We start from the raw sequence: 16,296 nt of genomic DNA on the forward strand, positions 1-16,296 counted from the left end.
CTTCAATTGACGGACTCTACTCAAATCTGGAGGAAGTTCAGGGGCTCACGTCAAATTCACGATTTAAAGCTACACGATGTTTTTTCAGTTGAAGTTGTACTTGTTGCTCGACGGCGCGGCAGTCATCGACAAGAGCGGCATACTCCACTCTCCACGGAAAAGCCGAACTTGTGTTGTGAAGTTCGCGGGCGCGAACTTCTGGGCTGCGAGTGGTTATTCCCACTTTGAACAAGTCGGTTCTATTTTGTTCGTTGCTGAGGATATATATCCAGCCACGAGACATGACGCGAGTCCCTCAGAACCCGAACATGTGGTCGAGGCAGAAACTCTTGTCGCCGTTGACGAGGCCGTGGAAGCCGAAGAGGCGGCAGGTTGTGTCGCGGATGATGACATAGCCTGCGCCGCCCATCTTCTCGCGCTCTTCGCGCGGGAAGACTTCCGACAGCCGCCAGTGGAACGAACCACCGCAAGCGATCTCGACCTTGGTTTCGGCGACGGGCTTGCCGTCGGCGTCGTGCAGGATGAGCAGCGTGGAGCTCTTCGGGTGCCAGTCGGTCGAGGCCGGATAGATCAGGTGGCAGAGCGTGTCGAGCGCGCCGTCGTCGAGCGCGGGGCCAGCAACGCGAAGGAAGAGACGCGTGGTGAGCCCCGGCGGCTTGTTGGTGTAGCTCTGCGGCTCGTCCTTGTAGATCAAGGCGGTGTTGTAGATATGCGCGCCGAAGATCGTTTCCGCGCGGTGGCCGCTCGATTTCTGTTCGAAGCGGCCAAGCGCGTGGATCCAGCCATTGCCGTCGCCGCCTTCGCGGAAATCGTAGAGAAATTCGACATGGCCGTAGCCTGACGGAAGTTTCAGCGATTCTTCCTTCATCCAGCTTTCGATGTCGACTTCGACGCTGTCGCGGCGGGGAATGCGGCCGAGATATTTCGAGGCGACAACGGTCCCGTTCGCGTCGATCATTTCGGCGCGCAGCGGCAGCTCGTGTTCGTCGCGCGCCATCGGCGTCGGGATCATGACGGTCTCGAACTTGTCGCGGGGCAGGATGGGCAGCGGCATGATGTAGCCCTTGCCCATATGCTTGCCGAGTTTCGCGATCTCGGGGTTCGGCTTCAGGTCGGTGCGCTCCACATTCGCATGGGCGAGGCGGCGCTGACCGCTGTCGCGGATCACCTCGTAGCGCGGGCGCACGAAGTAACGTCCCGCCACGACCTCGATCTGGTCCGGCCACTTCGCATCCGGCAGCAGGCTCTTCAGCGGAATGCCGCGCGTGCCGAAAGGCGGAATTTCGTCTTCGTACCAGGAGACGTCCTGCGCGCCCATGATGTTGAGGCCGACGGTGCGCGGCGGAATGGGCATCGGATGCGAGTTCTGCACGAAGAGCGTTACGTGCTCGCCGTCTTCGCCTGCGGGCATGCCCGCGTAGTAGTCGGCGGGCCAGGCGTTCGCGTCGTGACTGCAGGAAAGCGCAAGCCCGTTCTCGCCATACATGTCGAGCGCGTATTTCACGACGTCGTGGCCCTTGATGCGCACGGCGTGGATGAAGAGGGAGCCGGTGAAATCCTCAAGGCCGAAGCGTTCGCGAATTTCGGCGCTGTCCACCGTGAAGGGAGCGCCGGCGATGGGGAGCGTCTCGCGCCACTCGGCAAGCTGATTGCCCTTTTCGTCGAAGAGGCAGAGCCAGAGTTCCGGATTGTCGGCGCCGTGCAGGCCCCAGTAATTCGCGCTCGCGACGCGGGTGTGGATGCCGTCATGGCTGTTCGCGCCCTTCTTTTCGCGCATGAGCGCGAAATTGGTCGCGAAGTTCATGGGGTCGAGATAGTTCGCCTTGTTGGTCAGCATGTCGTCCGGAAGGCGGATGTCGTCGAGCGTCGCGATGCGCGCGCCGTCGGGGAAGACATGGGAGATCGAGGGGAGGGTCTTGTTCGCGTCGAAGGCGAGAACGAGAACGGCTTTCGCGTTCGACTTCTTCATCGCGCTCACTGGCTGCGCCTCGTGGCCGAGGAAGGTCGAGCCCAGATCCTCGACGCGCTGCACGAAATAGCCGGCGATATCGAGGCGGCCGAGATCGTAATAGGCGTGGAAATTGCCGATGGTGCCGGAGGGATCGTAGACCGCGACGGGGCCGGCCTTGGCGAGGTCGGCGATCAGCGCCTGTCCCTTCGGCGCCGTCAGCGGATGGCCGAGCGCCTTGAAGAGCGTCGCGCCGCCGGCATTGTTGCCTGGCCGCCAGCCGTGGGAGAGGTCGGCGTTCTTGAATGTTTCAATCTGCAGGGTCATCGCTCTGTCCTCGATCCGCTCTGTTCAATAGGCGCCGGTCGTTTCGCGCGCGCGCGAACCGAACGGATTGAGACGCTTCAGCGTCGAGGTGAAACGGTGGCGGCGCTGCTCATGCACGACGACGTCTTCGTCGCGCACCCAGTTCATCTGGATGGCGCGGCGCTGGCCTTCGAAAGGCTCGTGTCCGTGCCAGGACTTGTCGGAGCGCTTGAAGACCAGGAGCGTGCCGCCATTGGGCGAGACTTCGTCGGCAGCATCGTTGAGATCGGTCGCCGAACGCAGGATGCGCAAGCGCCCGCCGCCGGCTTCCCATTCCTGGTTCAGGTAGAGGAGCACGGTGATGATCTTCGACTCGGTGTCGGTGTGAATCTTGCCGTTGTTCCGCGCGCAATGGCCGCGGATCGTGAACATGCTCGGCCGTCCGGTGAGATCGACGCTGAATTTTTCCTCGATCGCCTTGCGGAACTCCGGCCCGTTCATTTCCTGGAGAAGCTTGTCGAAGCTGCCATGAATGTTGAGTTCGCTCGGCGGAATGGAGCCCGTCGACTCGATGTTCGGGAAGTCAGCGATGACGCTGTCGAGCGCCTTGCCCGTCACGAAGGCGGGGACCACGAGATATTCGTAAGGATCCGTTTTCAGCGGCGTCGCGCGCAGTGCTTCAATGTCGATGAGGCTCATGATGCCATTTACCTTCCAGTCGCCCGTCCGGGTTCGTCACTCGCAGGATATCATTTCGCGGGCGATCTTGCGGAGATCGGGGTGGAACCCGCAACGTCCCAAATGTCGCGGCATCCAATTGCCGCACCCGATTAACCCTTTTTTGCTTGCGACCTTTGTCTCTCGATGTGCGCCGCGAAGCGAACCGCGATCGCTTCGGCGATCTCATCGGTAGCATTTAATGGCTCGTACTCCCAGCTTTCAAGCGTGCCCCTGAAGGGGCGCGCCGCGCCGCTCGCGTACATGGCATCGAGAAAGCGGCGGAACTTCGGCGATCCGCCCTCGAGTTCGATGACATGGACGGGCTTTCCGGTGAAGGCGGCCTCGCCGACCATGTTGACCGAGTCGCAGGTAACGATGACGGCGTCGGCGAGCCCGAGGAATCCGAAATAGGGGTTTGCGCCGGTGCCGTCCCAAACGACAGCGGGCTTGTCCTTCAGCGTGTCCTTCAGAATGTGCGTCTGCCGCTCGCCGGTGCGGCGCGACGGGGTGACCATCAGGCCCGCGCCGCCGTCCGCCACGGCGCCTAGCTGCGTCGCGATCTGCGCCGCCGTCTCTTCCGTCAGGCTGTACACGGAGTTTGTGCCGCCGATCAGCACGGCGACGCGCGGATGAGGCAGATGCGCGACCGCGGCCGCAAAGGCGTCCGCTTCCGCGGCGAGGCGGGCCTTCGTCAGACGGTGGGGCGAGACGACGGTCGAGAGCACGTTCGGCGCTTCGAGCCGGTCATGCGCGGGGGCCCAGACGAAATCGAAGCGGGAAGGCGGGACGCGCGGGTGCTGCAGAACCACGGTGAAAGTTCGTCCACCGGATTTGCGGCGGATCATGCGCGCATAGGGAATCGATTGGCGGCCGGAGGCGATCAACAGGTCCGGCCAGGGCGGGGCGATGCCCGCGTCCGGTGCTGCCGGGCCGCAGGGCGCAAGCCAGCTCCAGGGTGCGGGCGGGGCGACGCGCTTCATCTCGGGTTTGAGCCCCAGGGCTTCCGCGATACCGACGGCCTGCGCTTCGTAGCCGGCCATGCCGTTGGTCAAGACCCAGCACGAGGTATCTTCCGGCTTCGGTATCAGGCTGCCGGCCGCTTTCGCCTCGTTTTCGGTCATATTCGTGCGTTATCCGGTAATATTATTGCTGAAACGCGGCATCCAAGAGAGTAAGTAAAACGCCGAAAGCCACAAGTCACGCCGAATGCGGCACGACCGCGCGGGGCACACAATGAAGCGGGCGAAGCTCGACCATATCGATCTCAGGATTCTCGCCGAATTGCAGGCGGACGGGCGGATCACCAATGTCGACCTGGCTTCTCGGGTCGGTATTTCGGCGCCGCCCTGCCTGCGACGCGTGCGGGCGCTCGAGACAGCGGGTTTCATCAAGGGTTATCACGCCGATCTCGACGGGCGCGCGCTTGGCTTCGAGGTGACGGTTTTCGCGATGGTCGGGCTGCACAGCCAGGCCGAAGCGGACCTCAAGGCCTTCGAGGCGGAGGTTGCCACCTGGCCGCTGGTCCGCGAATGCCACATGCTGAACGGCGATATCGACTTCATATTGAAGTGCGTCGCGCCGGACCTCTCCACCTTCCAGAGCTTTCTCACCGAGAAGCTGACGCCCGCGCCGAATGTCGCGAGCGTGCGCACCTCGCTCACCATCCGCCGCTCGAAGCATGAGCCGGGTGTGCCAGTGGAAATGCTGGAAGAGGAGTAGGGCAGCCTACCCGAACCGCACCTTCAATATCTCGTAGCTCTTGCCGCCGCCGGGCGTCACGACTTCCACGCTGTCGCCGGCCGACTTGCCGATCAGCGCGCGGGCGATGGGGGAGGTGATGGAGACGCGGCCCTTCTTCACATCGGCCTCGACTTCGCCGACGATCTGGTAAGTCACTTCCTCGTCCGTATCCTCGTCCACGAGATCGACTGTCGCGCCGAACATCACGGTGTCGCCGGAAAGCTTCGTCAGGTCGATCACGTCGGCGCGGGAAATCTTGTCCTCAAGCTCGGCCACACGGCTCTCGTTGAGGCCCTGCTGTTCCTTGGCGGCGTGGTATTCGGCGTTCTCGCTCAGATCGCCATGCGCGCGCGCTTCGGCGATCGCCTTGATGATGCGCGGCCGCTCGACGGACTTCAGAAACCTGATCTCCTCTTCCAGGGACCTGTAGCCCTCGGAAGTCATTGGAATCTTTTCCATTTCTCTCGACGATCTTTCTTCGTTACCGGCCCGGCGTCTATTCCGGCCGGGCGTTCCTCTCGTATCTGATGAAAATCCCGCCGGGCTCCTCAAGGAGCCGTGACTGGCGGGACTTCGCCCCCGACTGGGGACCCCGATTGTGGGTTAGGGCGGCGCCGCGCGTCAAATGCGATTTCCGCAGGCCCCGCTCCGGGTCCCGCTCAGGTGTTGGAGTGGAGGGTGGTCACTTCGAGCGGTCCGCGGCGTTTTGCGTCGTTTCCCTCCCGGGCGGCGCGGGCGCCCGCGACGGTGGTGTAGTAGGGCACCTTCATCATCAGCGCGGAACGGCGCAGCGACATCGAATCGGAGAGCGCCTGCGCGCCCTCGGTCGTGTTGAAGACGAGGGCGATCTCGCCGTTCTTGATCGCGTCCACGATGTGCGGGCGGCCTTCGAGCACCTTGTTGACGATGCCCACATCGAGACCCTGCTCGGCGAGATAGCGCTGCGTGCCGCCGGTCGCGATGAGCTTGAAGCCCATGTCGAGCAGCTTCTTTGCCGGCGCGACGATCTTTTCCTTGTCCGAATCCTTCACCGACACGAAGACGGTGCCCGCGACCGGCACCTTGGAGCCGCCGCCGAGCTGGCTCTTGGCGAAGGCGACGGCGAAGCTCCGGTCGAGGCCCATCACTTCGCCGGTCGAACGCATCTCCGGCCCGAGGATCGTATCGACGCCGGGGAAGCGCGCGAAGGGGAAGACCGCTTCCTTCACCGCGACGCGGCCATGCGCGTCGGGCTTCAGGTTGAACGATGCGAGCGCCGCACCCGCCATGACCTTTGCCGCAATCTTCGCGATGGGCTCGCCGACCACCTTTGCGACGAAAGGCACGGTGCGCGAGGCGCGCGGGTTCACTTCGAGCACATAGATGGTGCCGTCCTGAATCGCGTATTGCACGTTCATCAACCCGCCGACATTCAGCGCAAGCGCCATGGCGCGCGTCTGCCGTTCGATTTCCTCGATGGTGCCGGCTTTGAGCGAATAGGGGGGGAGCGAGCAGGCGCTGTCGCCCGAATGGACGCCCGCCTCCTCGATATGTTCCATGATGCCGCAGATCACGACGTCCTTGCCGTCGCACAGCGCGTCGACGTCCACCTCGATCGCATCGCGCAGGTAATAGTCGATCAGCACCGGGCTCTTGCCCGACACGATCACCGCCTCGTTGATGTAGCGGTCGAGATGCGCCGCATCGCGCACGATCTCCATGCCGCGTCCGCCAAGCACATAGGAGGGGCGGATGACGACGGGATAGCCGATGCGCTCGGCAATCGCCTTTGCCTCGGCGGCGGAGCGCGCGATGCCGTTCGGCGGCTGCTTGAGGCCGAGCTTTTCGAGCAGCGCGGAGAAGCGGTCACGGTCCTCGGCAAGGTCGATGGCATCGGGCGAGGTGCCGAGGATCGGCACGTTCGCGCGTTCGAGATCGTTCGCGAGCTTTAACGGCGTCTGTCCGCCGAACTGCACGATGACGCCGAGAAGCGTTCCTTTCGACATTTCGAGGTCGATCAGTTCCAGCACGTCTTCGGCGGTGAGCGGCTCGAAATAGAGGCGATCCGACGTGTCGTAGTCGGTCGACACGGTTTCCGGGTTGCAGTTCACCATGATGCTTTCGATGCCGACTTCATCGAGCGCGAAGGCGGCATGGCAGCAGCAATAGTCGAATTCGATGCCCTGGCCGATGCGGTTCGGACCGCCGCCCAGGATGATCGCCTTCTTGCGGTCCGACGGGTCGGCCTCGCAATCGGCGTGGCCGTCAAAATCCGTCTCGTAGGTCGAATACATGTAAGGCGTCAGGCTTTCGAACTCGGCGGCGCAAGTGTCGATGCGCTTGTAGACCGGGCGCACGCCCATTTCGCGGCGCGCCTTGCGCACGGCTTCTTCCTCGGAGCCCGCGAGTTCCGCGAGCCGCGCATCGGAAAAGCCCATCGCCTTCAGCGCGCGCATTTCCGCCTTCGTCTGCGGCAGACCCTCGGCGCGCACCTGCGCTTCCGCGTCGATGAGGCCCTGCAATTGTTCGATGAACCAGAGGTCGTAGGAGCAGGAGGCTTGTATCTGGTCGTGGCTCATGCCCTCGCGCAGCGCCTGCGCGATCACCAGCAGGCGGTCGGGCGTCGGGCGCCCAAGCGCGGCGCGGATCGCATTCTTGTCGTCGCCTTCGCCCATGCCGGGCACGGTCACTTCGTTGAGGCCCGTCAGCCCCGTTTCCATGGAGCGCAGCGCCTTCTGCAGGCTCTCCTGGAAGGTGCGGCCGATGGCCATGGCCTCGCCGACGGATTTCATCGCCGTGCCGAGCAGCTTTTCGGCGCCCGCGAATTTCTCGAAGGCGAAGCGCGGGATCTTCGTCACCACATAGTCGATGGTGGGTTCGAAGCTCGCGGGCGTGACCTTGGTGATGTCGTTCTGCAACTCGTCCAGCGTGTAGCCGACGGCGAGCTTCGCAGCGACCTTGGCGATGGGAAAGCCCGTCGCCTTGGAGGCGAGCGCGGAGGAGCGCGACACGCGCGGGTTCATTTCGATGACGACGAGGCGGCCGTCCTTCGGGTTCACGGCGAACTGTACGTTCGACCCGCCGGTCTCGACGCCGATCTCGCGCAGCACGGCGATGCTCGCGTTGCGCATCACCTGGTATTCCTTGTCGGTGAGCGTCAGCGCGGGGGCGACGGTGATCGAGTCGCCGGTATGGACGCCCATCGGATCGATATTCTCGATGGAGCAGATGATGATGCAGTTGTCCGCGCGGTCGCGGACGACTTCCATCTCGTATTCCTTCCAGCCGAGCACGCTTTCCTCGACCAGCACCTCGTTCACGGGGCTTGCGTCGAGGCCGCTTTCGATGATGTCGGAGAATTCCTGCTTGTTATAGGCGATGCCGCCGCCCGTGCCGCCCATGGTGAAGGAGGGGCGGATGATGGCGGGGAGGCCGACAAATTCCAGCGCGTCCAGCGCCTCGTCCACGTTGTGGGCGACGCGCGAGCGCGGGCTTTCGAGGCCGATGCGGTCCATCGCATCGCGGAAGAGCTGGCGGTCTTCCGCCATCTCGATCGCTTCGCGCTTGGCGCCGATCATCTCGACGCCGAATTTTTCGAGCACGCCCATATCGGCAAGCGCCAGCGCGGTGTTGAGCGCGGTCTGGCCGCCCATGGTCGGCAGCAGCGCGTCGGGCCGTTCCTTCTCGATGATCTTCGCGACGATTTCCGGCGTGATCGGCTCGATATAGGTCGCGTCGGCGAGCTCCGGGTCGGTCATGATCGTGGCGGGATTGGAGTTCACCAGCACGATCCGGTAGCCCTCGTCCTTCAGCGCCTTGCAGGCCTGCGTGCCGGAGTAATCGAACTCGCACGCCTGTCCGATGATGATCGGCCCCGCGCCGATGATCATGATGCTCTTTATGTCTGTACGTTTGGGCATCTACAGCAGCATTCCAAAAATCGTGGTGAGGGCAGCGATTGCGACTGCTGCCGCAACGCAGATTTCTTTGAACTCGACGCATACATCTTTGATGTAGCGGAGTGTTTCGAGAAAGTTTTGAGCAGCAGGTCGGCCTACCCAACCACTGTGAACCTGATGCTCGAAAGCCTCGATTTCCGCGGTGATGGCGGGCGTGTTAATGAAGTTGGTACGTTTGAAATGATCTTTGGCGAACTCGTTTTTGATGATGGTTAGTGAGCGGAGTATTTCATCAAACGAGTTCTGATTATCCCGAACGCTGACGTAGCGATCTGAGGCAGGAGCAGTTCGTGTGTCTGCAAAGTTTCCCTGATCGAATGGTGCTGAGCCAGGAGCAAAACCGAAAGTTGTGGAGTTCGGTGCCGTTGACGCTTGAGGGCTTGATGTGGAGTCAAGCATCAAGTCATCAACCCCACCGTTTGGAGAAACTATGTTGCTATTTTCTTGGGACGAAATTTGTCTCAACGCTTGGGCTTCTTCAATGCCCCGTTCCGTGAGATAGCAGTAGTACTCGCCGTCCGACCAATCAGAGACTTCGTCTTCGACAACTAAGCCTTCTTGAGAAAATCTTTCGAGGCAAAGTTTGATATCCCGCAGCGGCACTTCGATTCTTGCTTGCTTTGCGACACCAATGACATTGATGGCCGGATTTTCCGGGTCATCAGTTTCTGTAAAATCTTCGTATTGCCTCAGCAGCGCCAGAAGTAATTCCCGCCTGATATCTTTCATCATCATGTGAGCCATCACTTCCCCTCCTCGATCAGCTTCACGAAGCGCTCGAAGAGGTAATGTGAATCCATCGGGCCGGGAGAAGCTTCCGGGTGATACTGGACGGAGAAGACGGCGCGGTCCTTCAGGCGGATGCCGCAATTCGAGCCGTCGAAGAGCGAGACATGCGTCTCTTCGAGATCGGACCCGAGGCTCTCGCGCGAGACGGCGAAGCCGTGATTCATCGAGGTGATCTCGACCTTGCCGGTCGTGTGGTCCTTCACGGGATGGTTCGCGCCGTGATGGCCCTGATGCATCTTTTCCGTCTTCGCGCCGAGCGCCAGTGCGAGCATCTGGTGCCCCAGGCAAATGCCGAAGACGGGCTTGCCGCTCGCGACGAGTTTCTTGATTTCCGGCACGGCATATTCGCCGGTCGCCGCCGGGTCGCCCGGGCCGTTCGACAGGAAGACGCCGTCCGGGTTCATCGCCAATATGTCTTCCGCCTTCGTTTCGGCGGGCACCACCGTCACTTCGCAGCCGGCACTCGTCAGGCAGCGCAGGATGTTGCGCTTGATGCCGTAGTCGATGGCGACGACGCGGTGTTTCAGCTCATGTCCCGGCTCGTAGCCGCAGCCCCATTTCCAGCGCGCCTCGTTCCAGCTGTAGCTCTGGCCGCAGGTCACGTCCTTCACGAGGTCGAGGCCGACCATGCCAGGCCAGCCGCGCGCCTTTTCGAGCAGCGCGGGCACGTCGAAATTGCCCGACGGATCATGCGCGATGAGCCCGTCCACAGAGCCCTTCTCGCGGATGCGGCGCGTCAGCGCGCGCGTATCGATGCCGGAAAGGCCGATGATGTGGCGCGCCTTCAGCCAGCCATCGAGATGCCGGGCCGCGCGGTAGTTCGAGGGATTGGTGATGCCGGCGCGGATGACCATGCCACGAACGCCGGAGGAAGAGGCGAGGTTCGAGGTCTCGATGTCCTCGTCGTTCGCGCCCACATTGCCGATATGGGGGAAGGTGAAGGTGATGATCTGGCCGGCATAGGAAGGGTCGGTGAGGATTTCCTGATAGCCCGTGATCGCCGTGTTGAAGCAGACCTCGCCCACCGCTTCGCCCACCGCGCCGATGCCGCGGCCGGGAAGCACCGTGCCATCCTTCAGGACGAGGAGGGCGGTCGGCTTCTCGGTGGCGGTCATGGTCGTTGCTCTCGTTGTCGGCGTCGGGCTGGCAGTATCGGACGAAGATGTGCTCATGCCGACTCCTCCCCGGAACCTTGCGTGACCTTGGACACGCGCCGTTCCGTGGCGGCTTTCGTCGACACCTTCATCGTGGCAACTCCAGGGGAGGAACTTGTCTGCAGGAAGCAGGCGCGAAGCTTTCGGCGCTTCCGCCCGGACAGACCCGGTTTCCCGTTGAATTTGGCGGACACTAAGGGATCGCCCGTTTTCCGTCAAGCACCCGTGTTTTCTTAAAAGAATAATGATTTCAATGGGTTGAGTGCGATGCTGCAATGCGGTCCCGGATTGCGTGCGTCCGGGCTTTGGTTTAGCGTGTCGCCGATTCCGGGGGTACGTGCGCCACATGCGGCGGCGCTCCCAAATTCATCGGAGACCGGCAATGACCCAGAGCCTGCGGGAAACCATCAAGCAGGGGCTCACCGAAGCCACGAAGGCGCAGGACAAGCGCCGCATGGCGACGCTCCGCCTCATCCAGGCGGCGCTCAAGGACCGCGACATCGCCGGCCGCACCGAGGGCCGGGACGCGGGCGTGAGCGATGCCGAAATCCTCGACGTGCTCTCGAAGATGGTGAAGCAGCGCCGCGAGTCCGCCGGTATCTACGAGTCCGCCGGCCGCATGGAGCTTGCCCAGCAGGAAAACGAGGAAATCGCGATCATCGAGAGCTTCATGCCGAAGCAGCTCTCCGATGCCGAAACGGCTGCCGCCGTCCAGGCCGTGATCGCCGAGACGGGTGCCGCCAGCATCAAGGATATGGGCCGCGTGATGGGCGAACTCAAAAAACGCCATGCCGGGCAGATGGACTTCGCCAAGGCGGGCGCGATTGTGAAAGAGAAGCTGGCCTGAGCTGTCAGGCCTTCTTCTTGTCCTTCGCTTTCTCCTTGATCTTCTGCGCTTTCACATAGCTCCGTAGCACCTTGTTGATCCGCGTCTGGTAGCGCGGACCCGTTTCCTTGAAATAGGTGAGCACGTCTTCGTCGAGACGAATGCTGACCGGCTGCTTCCTGGGGATCACGAGTTCCCATTCGCCTTCATCAAGGGGAAAGTCGGAATCGGGATCGGAAGCAATCGCCGCTTCCAGTTCCTTATCGGTGATGTTGCGCACGCGCTCCCAGTCGGTTTCGCCGGAGCCGAGATTCATCGCCTCCTCAAGAGAGTAGCGAACGATACGCTCTTCTTTCTTCCGGGCGGGCGCGTCTTGCCGAGATGATCCGGCAGATGCCTTCTTCGCGCTCTGTGTAGATGACCGAGACTTCTGCATCATCGAATACTCCGACCACGAGGAACCTTGTTTCCCCATTCTTGTCTGACCTTCGGCGACAAAGCGGCTGATCGAATATCCGCAAGACGCTCCGGAAATCGATCCGGTGTTTCTTCAGATTGATCTGCCGTTTGTCTTCATCCCATTCGAATCCACTGAAGGAGTGGGTGAAAGTCCGAAACGCTTGATCGTTCGCGCGCATAACATCCCCAAATGGAGTCGGTCTTGTTCTGGGCCGCACGTCATGCGCTGGTTGCCGGCATAATGCCTCTTACATTTGTATATACAAATGTAACTCTTTGCAAGCCCCCCGCTGCGGCTTTACGAAGAAGCGTATAATACCCTTCCGACCGCCAGAGGCTGCGCCCCCCATGTCCTTCCCCAAAGGCTTTCTCGACGAATTGAAGGGACGCATTCGCGTCTCGGAGGTTGTCGGCCGCAAGGTGAAGCTCATCAGGCGGGGCCGGGAGTTTGTCGGCCTGTCTCCCTTCACCAATGAGAAAAGCCCGAGCTTCACGGTGAACGACGACAAGCAGTTCTATCACTGCTTCTCGTCGGGCGAGCATGGCGACGTCATCAAGTTCCTCGAAAAGACCGAGAACCTCTCCTTCATCGAGGCGGTGGAGCGGCTTGCCGCCGAGGCGGGCATGGAGATGCCGGAGCGCGATCCGTTTGCGGCGGAGCGCGACAAGGAAGCCGCGACGCTGATCGACGTGATGGAGATGGCGGCGCAGTTCTTTCGCCAGAAATTGCAGGAGGGCGCGGGCGCCGAAGCGCGTGCCTATCTCGACCGGCGCGGGCTCAAGGGCAAGACCATCGACGATTTCGGCATCGGCTATGCGCCGGGCGACGACAGGTCGGATCGTTCCTCGCTGCTCAAATATCTCAAGTCGAAGAACATCACCGTCGAGCAGATGGCGGAAGCAGGCCTCGTCATCGCGGGCGCGGACATCTCCGAACCTTACGACCGGTTTCGCAACCGCGTGATGTTTCCCATCGCCGATGCGCGAGGCCGCGTCATTGCCTTTGGCGGACGCGCGCTCTCGCCCGACGCCAAGGCGAAGTATCTCAACTCGCCGGAGACGCCGCTCTTTCACAAAGGCCGCGTGCTTTACAACCTCGACCGCGCGCGCAAGCCCGCGCATGACGAGGGCACGGTGATCGCCGTCGAAGGCTATATGGACGTCGTCGGCCTCGCGCAGGGCGGCATCACGAATGCCGTCGCGCCGCTCGGCACCGCGCTCACCGAAGACCAGATCGGGCTGCTCTGGCGCATGACGCCGGAACCCGTCCTCTGTTTCGACGGCGACAAGGCGGGGCTGCGTGCCGCTTACCGCGCGGTCGAGCGCGTGCTGCCGCTGCTCAAGCCCGGTCATTCACTCCGCTTCGCGCTGCTGCCGGAAGGCAAGGATCCGGACGATCTCGTGCGCGAGGAGGGCGGCGATGCGATGCGCGAGATACTGGCGAAGGCACGGCCGCTGTCCGACATGCTGTGGGAGAAGGAAACCTCGACCGGCGCCTGGGACACGCCGGAGCGCCGTGCGAAGCTCGAGGCCGATCTCGAAGCCGCCATTGCCGCCATCGGCGATCCGAAGGTGCGCGGGCATTATGCGCAGGCGCTGCGAGAGCGGGTCTCGAAGTTCTTTGGCGGCTCGGCGCCGAAGCAGGGCGGCGGCTTCCGGCAGGGCGGGTTTCAGCGCGGGTTCGGTGGCCAGTGGCCGGGCCGGGGCAATTTCCGGGGCCGGGGCGGCTTCGGGCGCGGCGAGACCTACATGCCCCCCGTCACGCCGGAATTGCGCCGTTCGGCGCTTGCCAGCGGCTCGCTGGGGGAGCAGGGGCGGGAGGGGCTGATGCTCCTCACGCTCCTTAACCACCCGGAACTCTTGGAGAATTACGCGGAGGACATTTCGCGAATCGAACTCAAGACCCCGGCGCTTGACAGATTACGCAATGAAATCATAGATATAGCCGCCCTCCATGCGCCTCTTGAAAGGGAAGCGCTCAGGGGCCACTTGCTGAGCAGGGATTTGGCGGAAATCGCCCGGCGTCTGGAGGCCGGTTCGGCCTTCAGAAGCGATCCTTTTGCCTGGCCCGATGCGGCGCCGGAAGAGGCGGAAGCAGGTTTCCTGCATACGCTGGCACGGCACAGGCGGGCGATCGTGCTGGAGGCGGAACTGAAGGCCGCCGAACGCGCGCTCGCAGAAGAGATGACGGAAGAGAACTATGCCCGCTTCCGGGCCATCCAGGAGCAGCTTGAGCGCTCGGATGCCGCGGACGGGCCAGGCTAGGAGACCGGCAAGGATGTTTCCGCGCCGGGTTCGAACGGGGATCGGTCAACCAATCGGGATTTGAGGGCAGCGTTACTCCGGATCGGTCGCGGCGGAAGCCGGGGCGGGGACGGCCGGAGCATCCAGACGACAAGGGATGGACGAGGAAGGCGGGCGGCCGGAATGCGGCGCTTCCGTCCTCTGTCCTTTATATGTCTGGGCGATGTGCCGCTCTGGTCCTCTCGGGCGTGTGACCTATCTGGTTTCAAGGTATCGGGCCCTTTCGGCATGGCTCCATGTGGAGCGCCGGCAGGTCCCTCGGATTTGCGGAGAAAGTTTGAATGGCGAGCAAGACGGCAGAACAGGAAGCACCGGAAACCGGCGCCGAGGTGTCGCAGGACGGTCCGCTTCTCGATATGTCGGATGCGGCAGTCAAGAAGATGATCAAGGCCGCGAAGGCGCGCGGTTTCGTCACTTATGACGAGTTGAACAAGGTTCTGCCCTCCGAAGAGTTCTCTTCCGAACAGATCGAGGACACGCTCTCGATGCTCTCCGAAATGGGCATCAACGTCGTCGAAAACGACGAGGCCGAAGACAGCCAGGAAGGCGGCGGCGAAGCCGAAGCCGAAGCCGACGACGAGGACGGCGACGAAGAGCCGACCGGCAAGGCCGTCGCGACCACAACCACCACATCCTCCGCACTCGACCGCACGGACGATCCCGTCCGCATGTATCTGCGCGAAATGGGTTCCGTCGAGCTTCTCTCGCGCGAGGGCGAAATCGCCATCGCCAAGCGCATCGAGGCCGGCCGCGAGACCATGATTGCGGGGCTGTGCGAAAGCCCGCTGACCTTCCAGGCCATTATCATCTGGCGCGACGAACTCAACGAAGGAAAGATTCTCCTTCGCGACATCATCGACCTCGACGCGACCTTTGCCGGTCCCGATGCGAAGAAGGTGGACCACAGCCAGGCCGCGCTTGCCGGCGAGGCACCGCCGCGCGTCGAGCCGGAGGAAGAAGAGGTCGACGAGGACGGCGAGGACGACAACTCCATGTCGCTTGCCGCGATGGAGGCCGAGCTCAAACCGAAAGTACTCGAAACCTTTGACACGATCGCGGGCGATTACAAGAAGCTCCGCAAGCTGCAGGACCAGAAGGTCGAGCTCGCCCTCAAGGGCGAGGAGATGCCCGGCGCGCAGGAAAAGAAATATCAGAAGCTCACCTCCGACCTCATCGAGGAAGTGAAGAGCCTCTCGCTCAACAACAACCGTATCGAGTCGCTCGTCGAGCAGCTCTACGCGATCAACAAGCGCCTGATGGGCCTCGAAGGTCGCCTGCTGCGCCTCGCCGAAAGCCATGGCGTGCCGCGCGAGGAATTCCTCAAGCAGTATTTCGGCAACGAACTTGACCCGAACTGGATTCGCCGCGTCAGCCGCCTCAAGGGCAGGGGCTGGGTGAATTTCACCAAGGACGAGCGCGACCAGGTGAAGGATCTGCGCAACGAGATCCAGACGCTTGCGTCGGAAACCGGCCTCGACATTCAGGAATATCGCCGCATCGTCGCCATGGTGCAAAAGGGCGAGCGCGAGGCGCGCATCGCGAAGAAGGAAATGGTCGAGGCAAACCTTCGTCTCGTCATCTCCATCGCCAAGAAATACACGAATCGCGGGCTGCAATTCCTCGACCTTATCCAGGAAGGGAACATCGGCCTGATGAAGGCGGTCGACAAATTCGAATATCGCCGCGGCTACAAGTTCTCGACCTATGCGACATGGTGGATCCGTCAGGCGATCACGCGTTCGATCGCCGACCAGGCGCGCACCATCCGCATCCCGGTCCACATGATCGAGACGATCAACAAGCTCGTGCGCACCTCGCGCCAGATGCTGCACGAGATCGGCCGCGAGCCGACGCCGGAAGAGCTTGCCGAAAAGCTCGGCATGCCGCTCGAAAAGGTGCGCAAGGTCCTGAAGATCGCGAAGGAGCCGATCTCGCTGGAAACGCCCATCGGCGACGAGGAAGACAGTCATCTCGGCGACTTCATCGAGGACAAGAACGCGATCCTGCCCATCGATGCGGCGATCCAGTCGAACCTGCGCGAGACGACGACGCGCGTTCTCGCCTCGCTCACGCCGCGCGAGGAGCGCGTGCTGCGCATGCGCTTCGGCATCG

Annotated in this window: 14 protein-coding genes; 4 read left to right on the top strand and 10 right to left on the bottom strand. The window is 62.4% G+C overall.

Translation table 11 applies throughout. The features are described from left to right. Positions 1–37: 37 nt before the first annotated feature. The 4 genes from ACKUUH_RS15825 to ACKUUH_RS15840 all read right to left on the bottom strand — a co-directional run bounded on the left by ACKUUH_RS15825 (position 38) and on the right by ACKUUH_RS15840 (position 4,095). Positions 38–283 (bottom strand): GIY-YIG nuclease family protein, encoded by a 246-nt coding sequence (locus tag ACKUUH_RS15825; protein WP_407950866.1) that lies wholly within the window; start codon positions 281–283, stop codon positions 38–40. A 12-nt stretch (positions 284–295) separates the two neighbouring features. Next, positions 296–2,275 (bottom strand): hypothetical protein, encoded by a 1,980-nt coding sequence (locus ACKUUH_RS15830; RefSeq protein ID WP_407950867.1) that lies wholly within the window; start codon positions 2,273–2,275, stop codon positions 296–298. Positions 2,276–2,299: 24 nt separating this feature from the next. Beyond that, positions 2,300–2,953: a 2OG-Fe(II) oxygenase gene (locus tag ACKUUH_RS15835; RefSeq protein WP_407950868.1), complete on the bottom strand. Its 654-nt coding sequence runs from the start codon at positions 2,951–2,953 to the stop codon at positions 2,300–2,302. A gap of 131 nt (positions 2,954–3,084) precedes the next feature. Then, positions 3,085–4,095, bottom strand: coding sequence for a mitochondrial fission ELM1 family protein (locus ACKUUH_RS15840; protein WP_407950869.1), 1,011 nt, complete (start codon positions 4,093–4,095; stop codon positions 3,085–3,087). Positions 4,096–4,207: 112 nt separating this feature from the next. Here ACKUUH_RS15840 and ACKUUH_RS15845 point away from each other — a divergent pair, with 112 nt between their 5' ends. Then, positions 4,208–4,693 carry an Lrp/AsnC family transcriptional regulator gene (locus ACKUUH_RS15845; RefSeq protein WP_407950870.1) on the top strand — a complete coding sequence of 162 codons (486 nt, stop codon included), beginning with the start codon at positions 4,208–4,210 and terminating at the stop codon, positions 4,691–4,693. 6 nt (positions 4,694–4,699) lie between these two features. Here ACKUUH_RS15845 and greA read toward each other — a convergent pair whose 3' ends face one another. The 4 genes from greA to carA all read right to left on the bottom strand — a co-directional run bounded on the left by greA (position 4,700) and on the right by carA (position 10,613). Next, on the bottom strand, positions 4,700–5,173 hold the full coding sequence (gene greA / locus ACKUUH_RS15850) for a transcription elongation factor GreA (protein ID WP_407950871.1): 474 nt from the start codon (positions 5,171–5,173) through the stop codon (positions 4,700–4,702). Between the two features lie 200 nt (positions 5,174–5,373). Further along, complete coding sequence (gene carB / locus ACKUUH_RS15855) at positions 5,374–8,613, bottom strand: carbamoyl-phosphate synthase large subunit (protein ID WP_407950872.1); 3,240 nt, start codon at positions 8,611–8,613, stop codon at positions 5,374–5,376. Next, on the bottom strand, positions 8,614–9,396 hold the full coding sequence (locus ACKUUH_RS15860; RefSeq protein WP_407950873.1) for a hypothetical protein: 783 nt from the start codon (positions 9,394–9,396) through the stop codon (positions 8,614–8,616). Further along, positions 9,396–10,613, bottom strand: a complete 1,218-nt coding sequence (carA, locus tag ACKUUH_RS15865; RefSeq protein ID WP_407950874.1) for a glutamine-hydrolyzing carbamoyl-phosphate synthase small subunit — start codon at positions 10,611–10,613, stop codon at positions 9,396–9,398. The genes ACKUUH_RS15860 and carA overlap by 1 nt, the downstream gene beginning before the upstream one ends. A gap of 364 nt (positions 10,614–10,977) precedes the next feature. On the opposite strand from carA, the gene ACKUUH_RS15870 reads away from it, so the two are divergent. Further along, entirely contained in the window at positions 10,978–11,442 is a 465-nt protein-coding gene (locus tag ACKUUH_RS15870; RefSeq protein ID WP_407950875.1) for a GatB/YqeY domain-containing protein, read from the top strand. Positions 11,443–11,446: 4 nt separating this feature from the next. Here the strand turns inward: ACKUUH_RS15870 and ACKUUH_RS15875 are convergent, their stop codons facing one another. Both ACKUUH_RS15875 and ACKUUH_RS15880 read right to left on the bottom strand, forming a co-directional pair. Next, positions 11,447–11,737, bottom strand: a complete 291-nt coding sequence (locus ACKUUH_RS15875; RefSeq protein WP_407950876.1) for a BrnA antitoxin family protein — start codon at positions 11,735–11,737, stop codon at positions 11,447–11,449. A 7-nt stretch (positions 11,738–11,744) separates the two neighbouring features. Next, positions 11,745–12,059 carry a BrnT family toxin gene (locus ACKUUH_RS15880; protein WP_407950877.1) on the bottom strand — a complete coding sequence of 105 codons (315 nt, stop codon included), beginning with the start codon at positions 12,057–12,059 and terminating at the stop codon, positions 11,745–11,747. 169 nt (positions 12,060–12,228) lie between these two features. On the opposite strand from ACKUUH_RS15880, the gene dnaG reads away from it, so the two are divergent. Both dnaG and rpoD read left to right on the top strand, forming a co-directional pair. Further along, a complete protein-coding gene (dnaG, locus tag ACKUUH_RS15885) occupies positions 12,229–14,145 on the top strand; it encodes a DNA primase (RefSeq protein ID WP_407950878.1) in 1,917 nt (638 codons plus the stop codon). Between the two features lie 320 nt (positions 14,146–14,465). Then, positions 14,466–16,296, top strand: a 1,831-nt coding sequence (gene rpoD, locus ACKUUH_RS15890; RefSeq protein WP_407950879.1) for an RNA polymerase sigma factor RpoD, incomplete at its 3' end; no start/stop codon positions are given.

The sequence above is a fragment of the Parvibaculum sp. genome, from assembly GCF_045863935.1.
Taxonomy (GTDB): domain Bacteria; phylum Pseudomonadota; class Alphaproteobacteria; order Parvibaculales; family Parvibaculaceae; genus Parvibaculum.

Bases quoted from the DNA above. Each gene is read 5' to 3' on its own strand.
- ACKUUH_RS15825 (WP_407950866.1), bottom strand. From the start codon at position 283: ATGTCTCGTGGCTGGATATATATCCTCAGCAACGAACAAAATAGAACC.
- ACKUUH_RS15830 (WP_407950867.1), bottom strand. From the start codon at position 2,275: ATGACCCTGCAGATTGAAACATTCAAGAACGCCGACCTCTCCCACGGC.
- ACKUUH_RS15835 (WP_407950868.1), bottom strand. From the start codon at position 2,953: ATGAGCCTCATCGACATTGAAGCACTGCGCGCGACGCCGCTGAAAACG.
- ACKUUH_RS15840 (WP_407950869.1), bottom strand. From the start codon at position 4,095: ATGACCGAAAACGAGGCGAAAGCGGCCGGCAGCCTGATACCGAAGCCG.
- ACKUUH_RS15845 (WP_407950870.1), top strand. From the start codon at position 4,208: ATGAAGCGGGCGAAGCTCGACCATATCGATCTCAGGATTCTCGCCGAA.
- greA (WP_407950871.1), bottom strand. From the start codon at position 5,173: ATGGAAAAGATTCCAATGACTTCCGAGGGCTACAGGTCCCTGGAAGAG.
- carB (WP_407950872.1), bottom strand. From the start codon at position 8,613: ATGCCCAAACGTACAGACATAAAGAGCATCATGATCATCGGCGCGGGG.
- ACKUUH_RS15860 (WP_407950873.1), bottom strand. From the start codon at position 9,396: ATGGCTCACATGATGATGAAAGATATCAGGCGGGAATTACTTCTGGCG.
- carA (WP_407950874.1), bottom strand. From the start codon at position 10,613: ATGAGCACATCTTCGTCCGATACTGCCAGCCCGACGCCGACAACGAGA.
- ACKUUH_RS15870 (WP_407950875.1), top strand. From the start codon at position 10,978: ATGACCCAGAGCCTGCGGGAAACCATCAAGCAGGGGCTCACCGAAGCC.
- ACKUUH_RS15875 (WP_407950876.1), bottom strand. From the start codon at position 11,737: ATGAATCTCGGCTCCGGCGAAACCGACTGGGAGCGCGTGCGCAACATC.
- ACKUUH_RS15880 (WP_407950877.1), bottom strand. From the start codon at position 12,059: ATGCGCGCGAACGATCAAGCGTTTCGGACTTTCACCCACTCCTTCAGT.
- dnaG (WP_407950878.1), top strand. From the start codon at position 12,229: ATGTCCTTCCCCAAAGGCTTTCTCGACGAATTGAAGGGACGCATTCGC.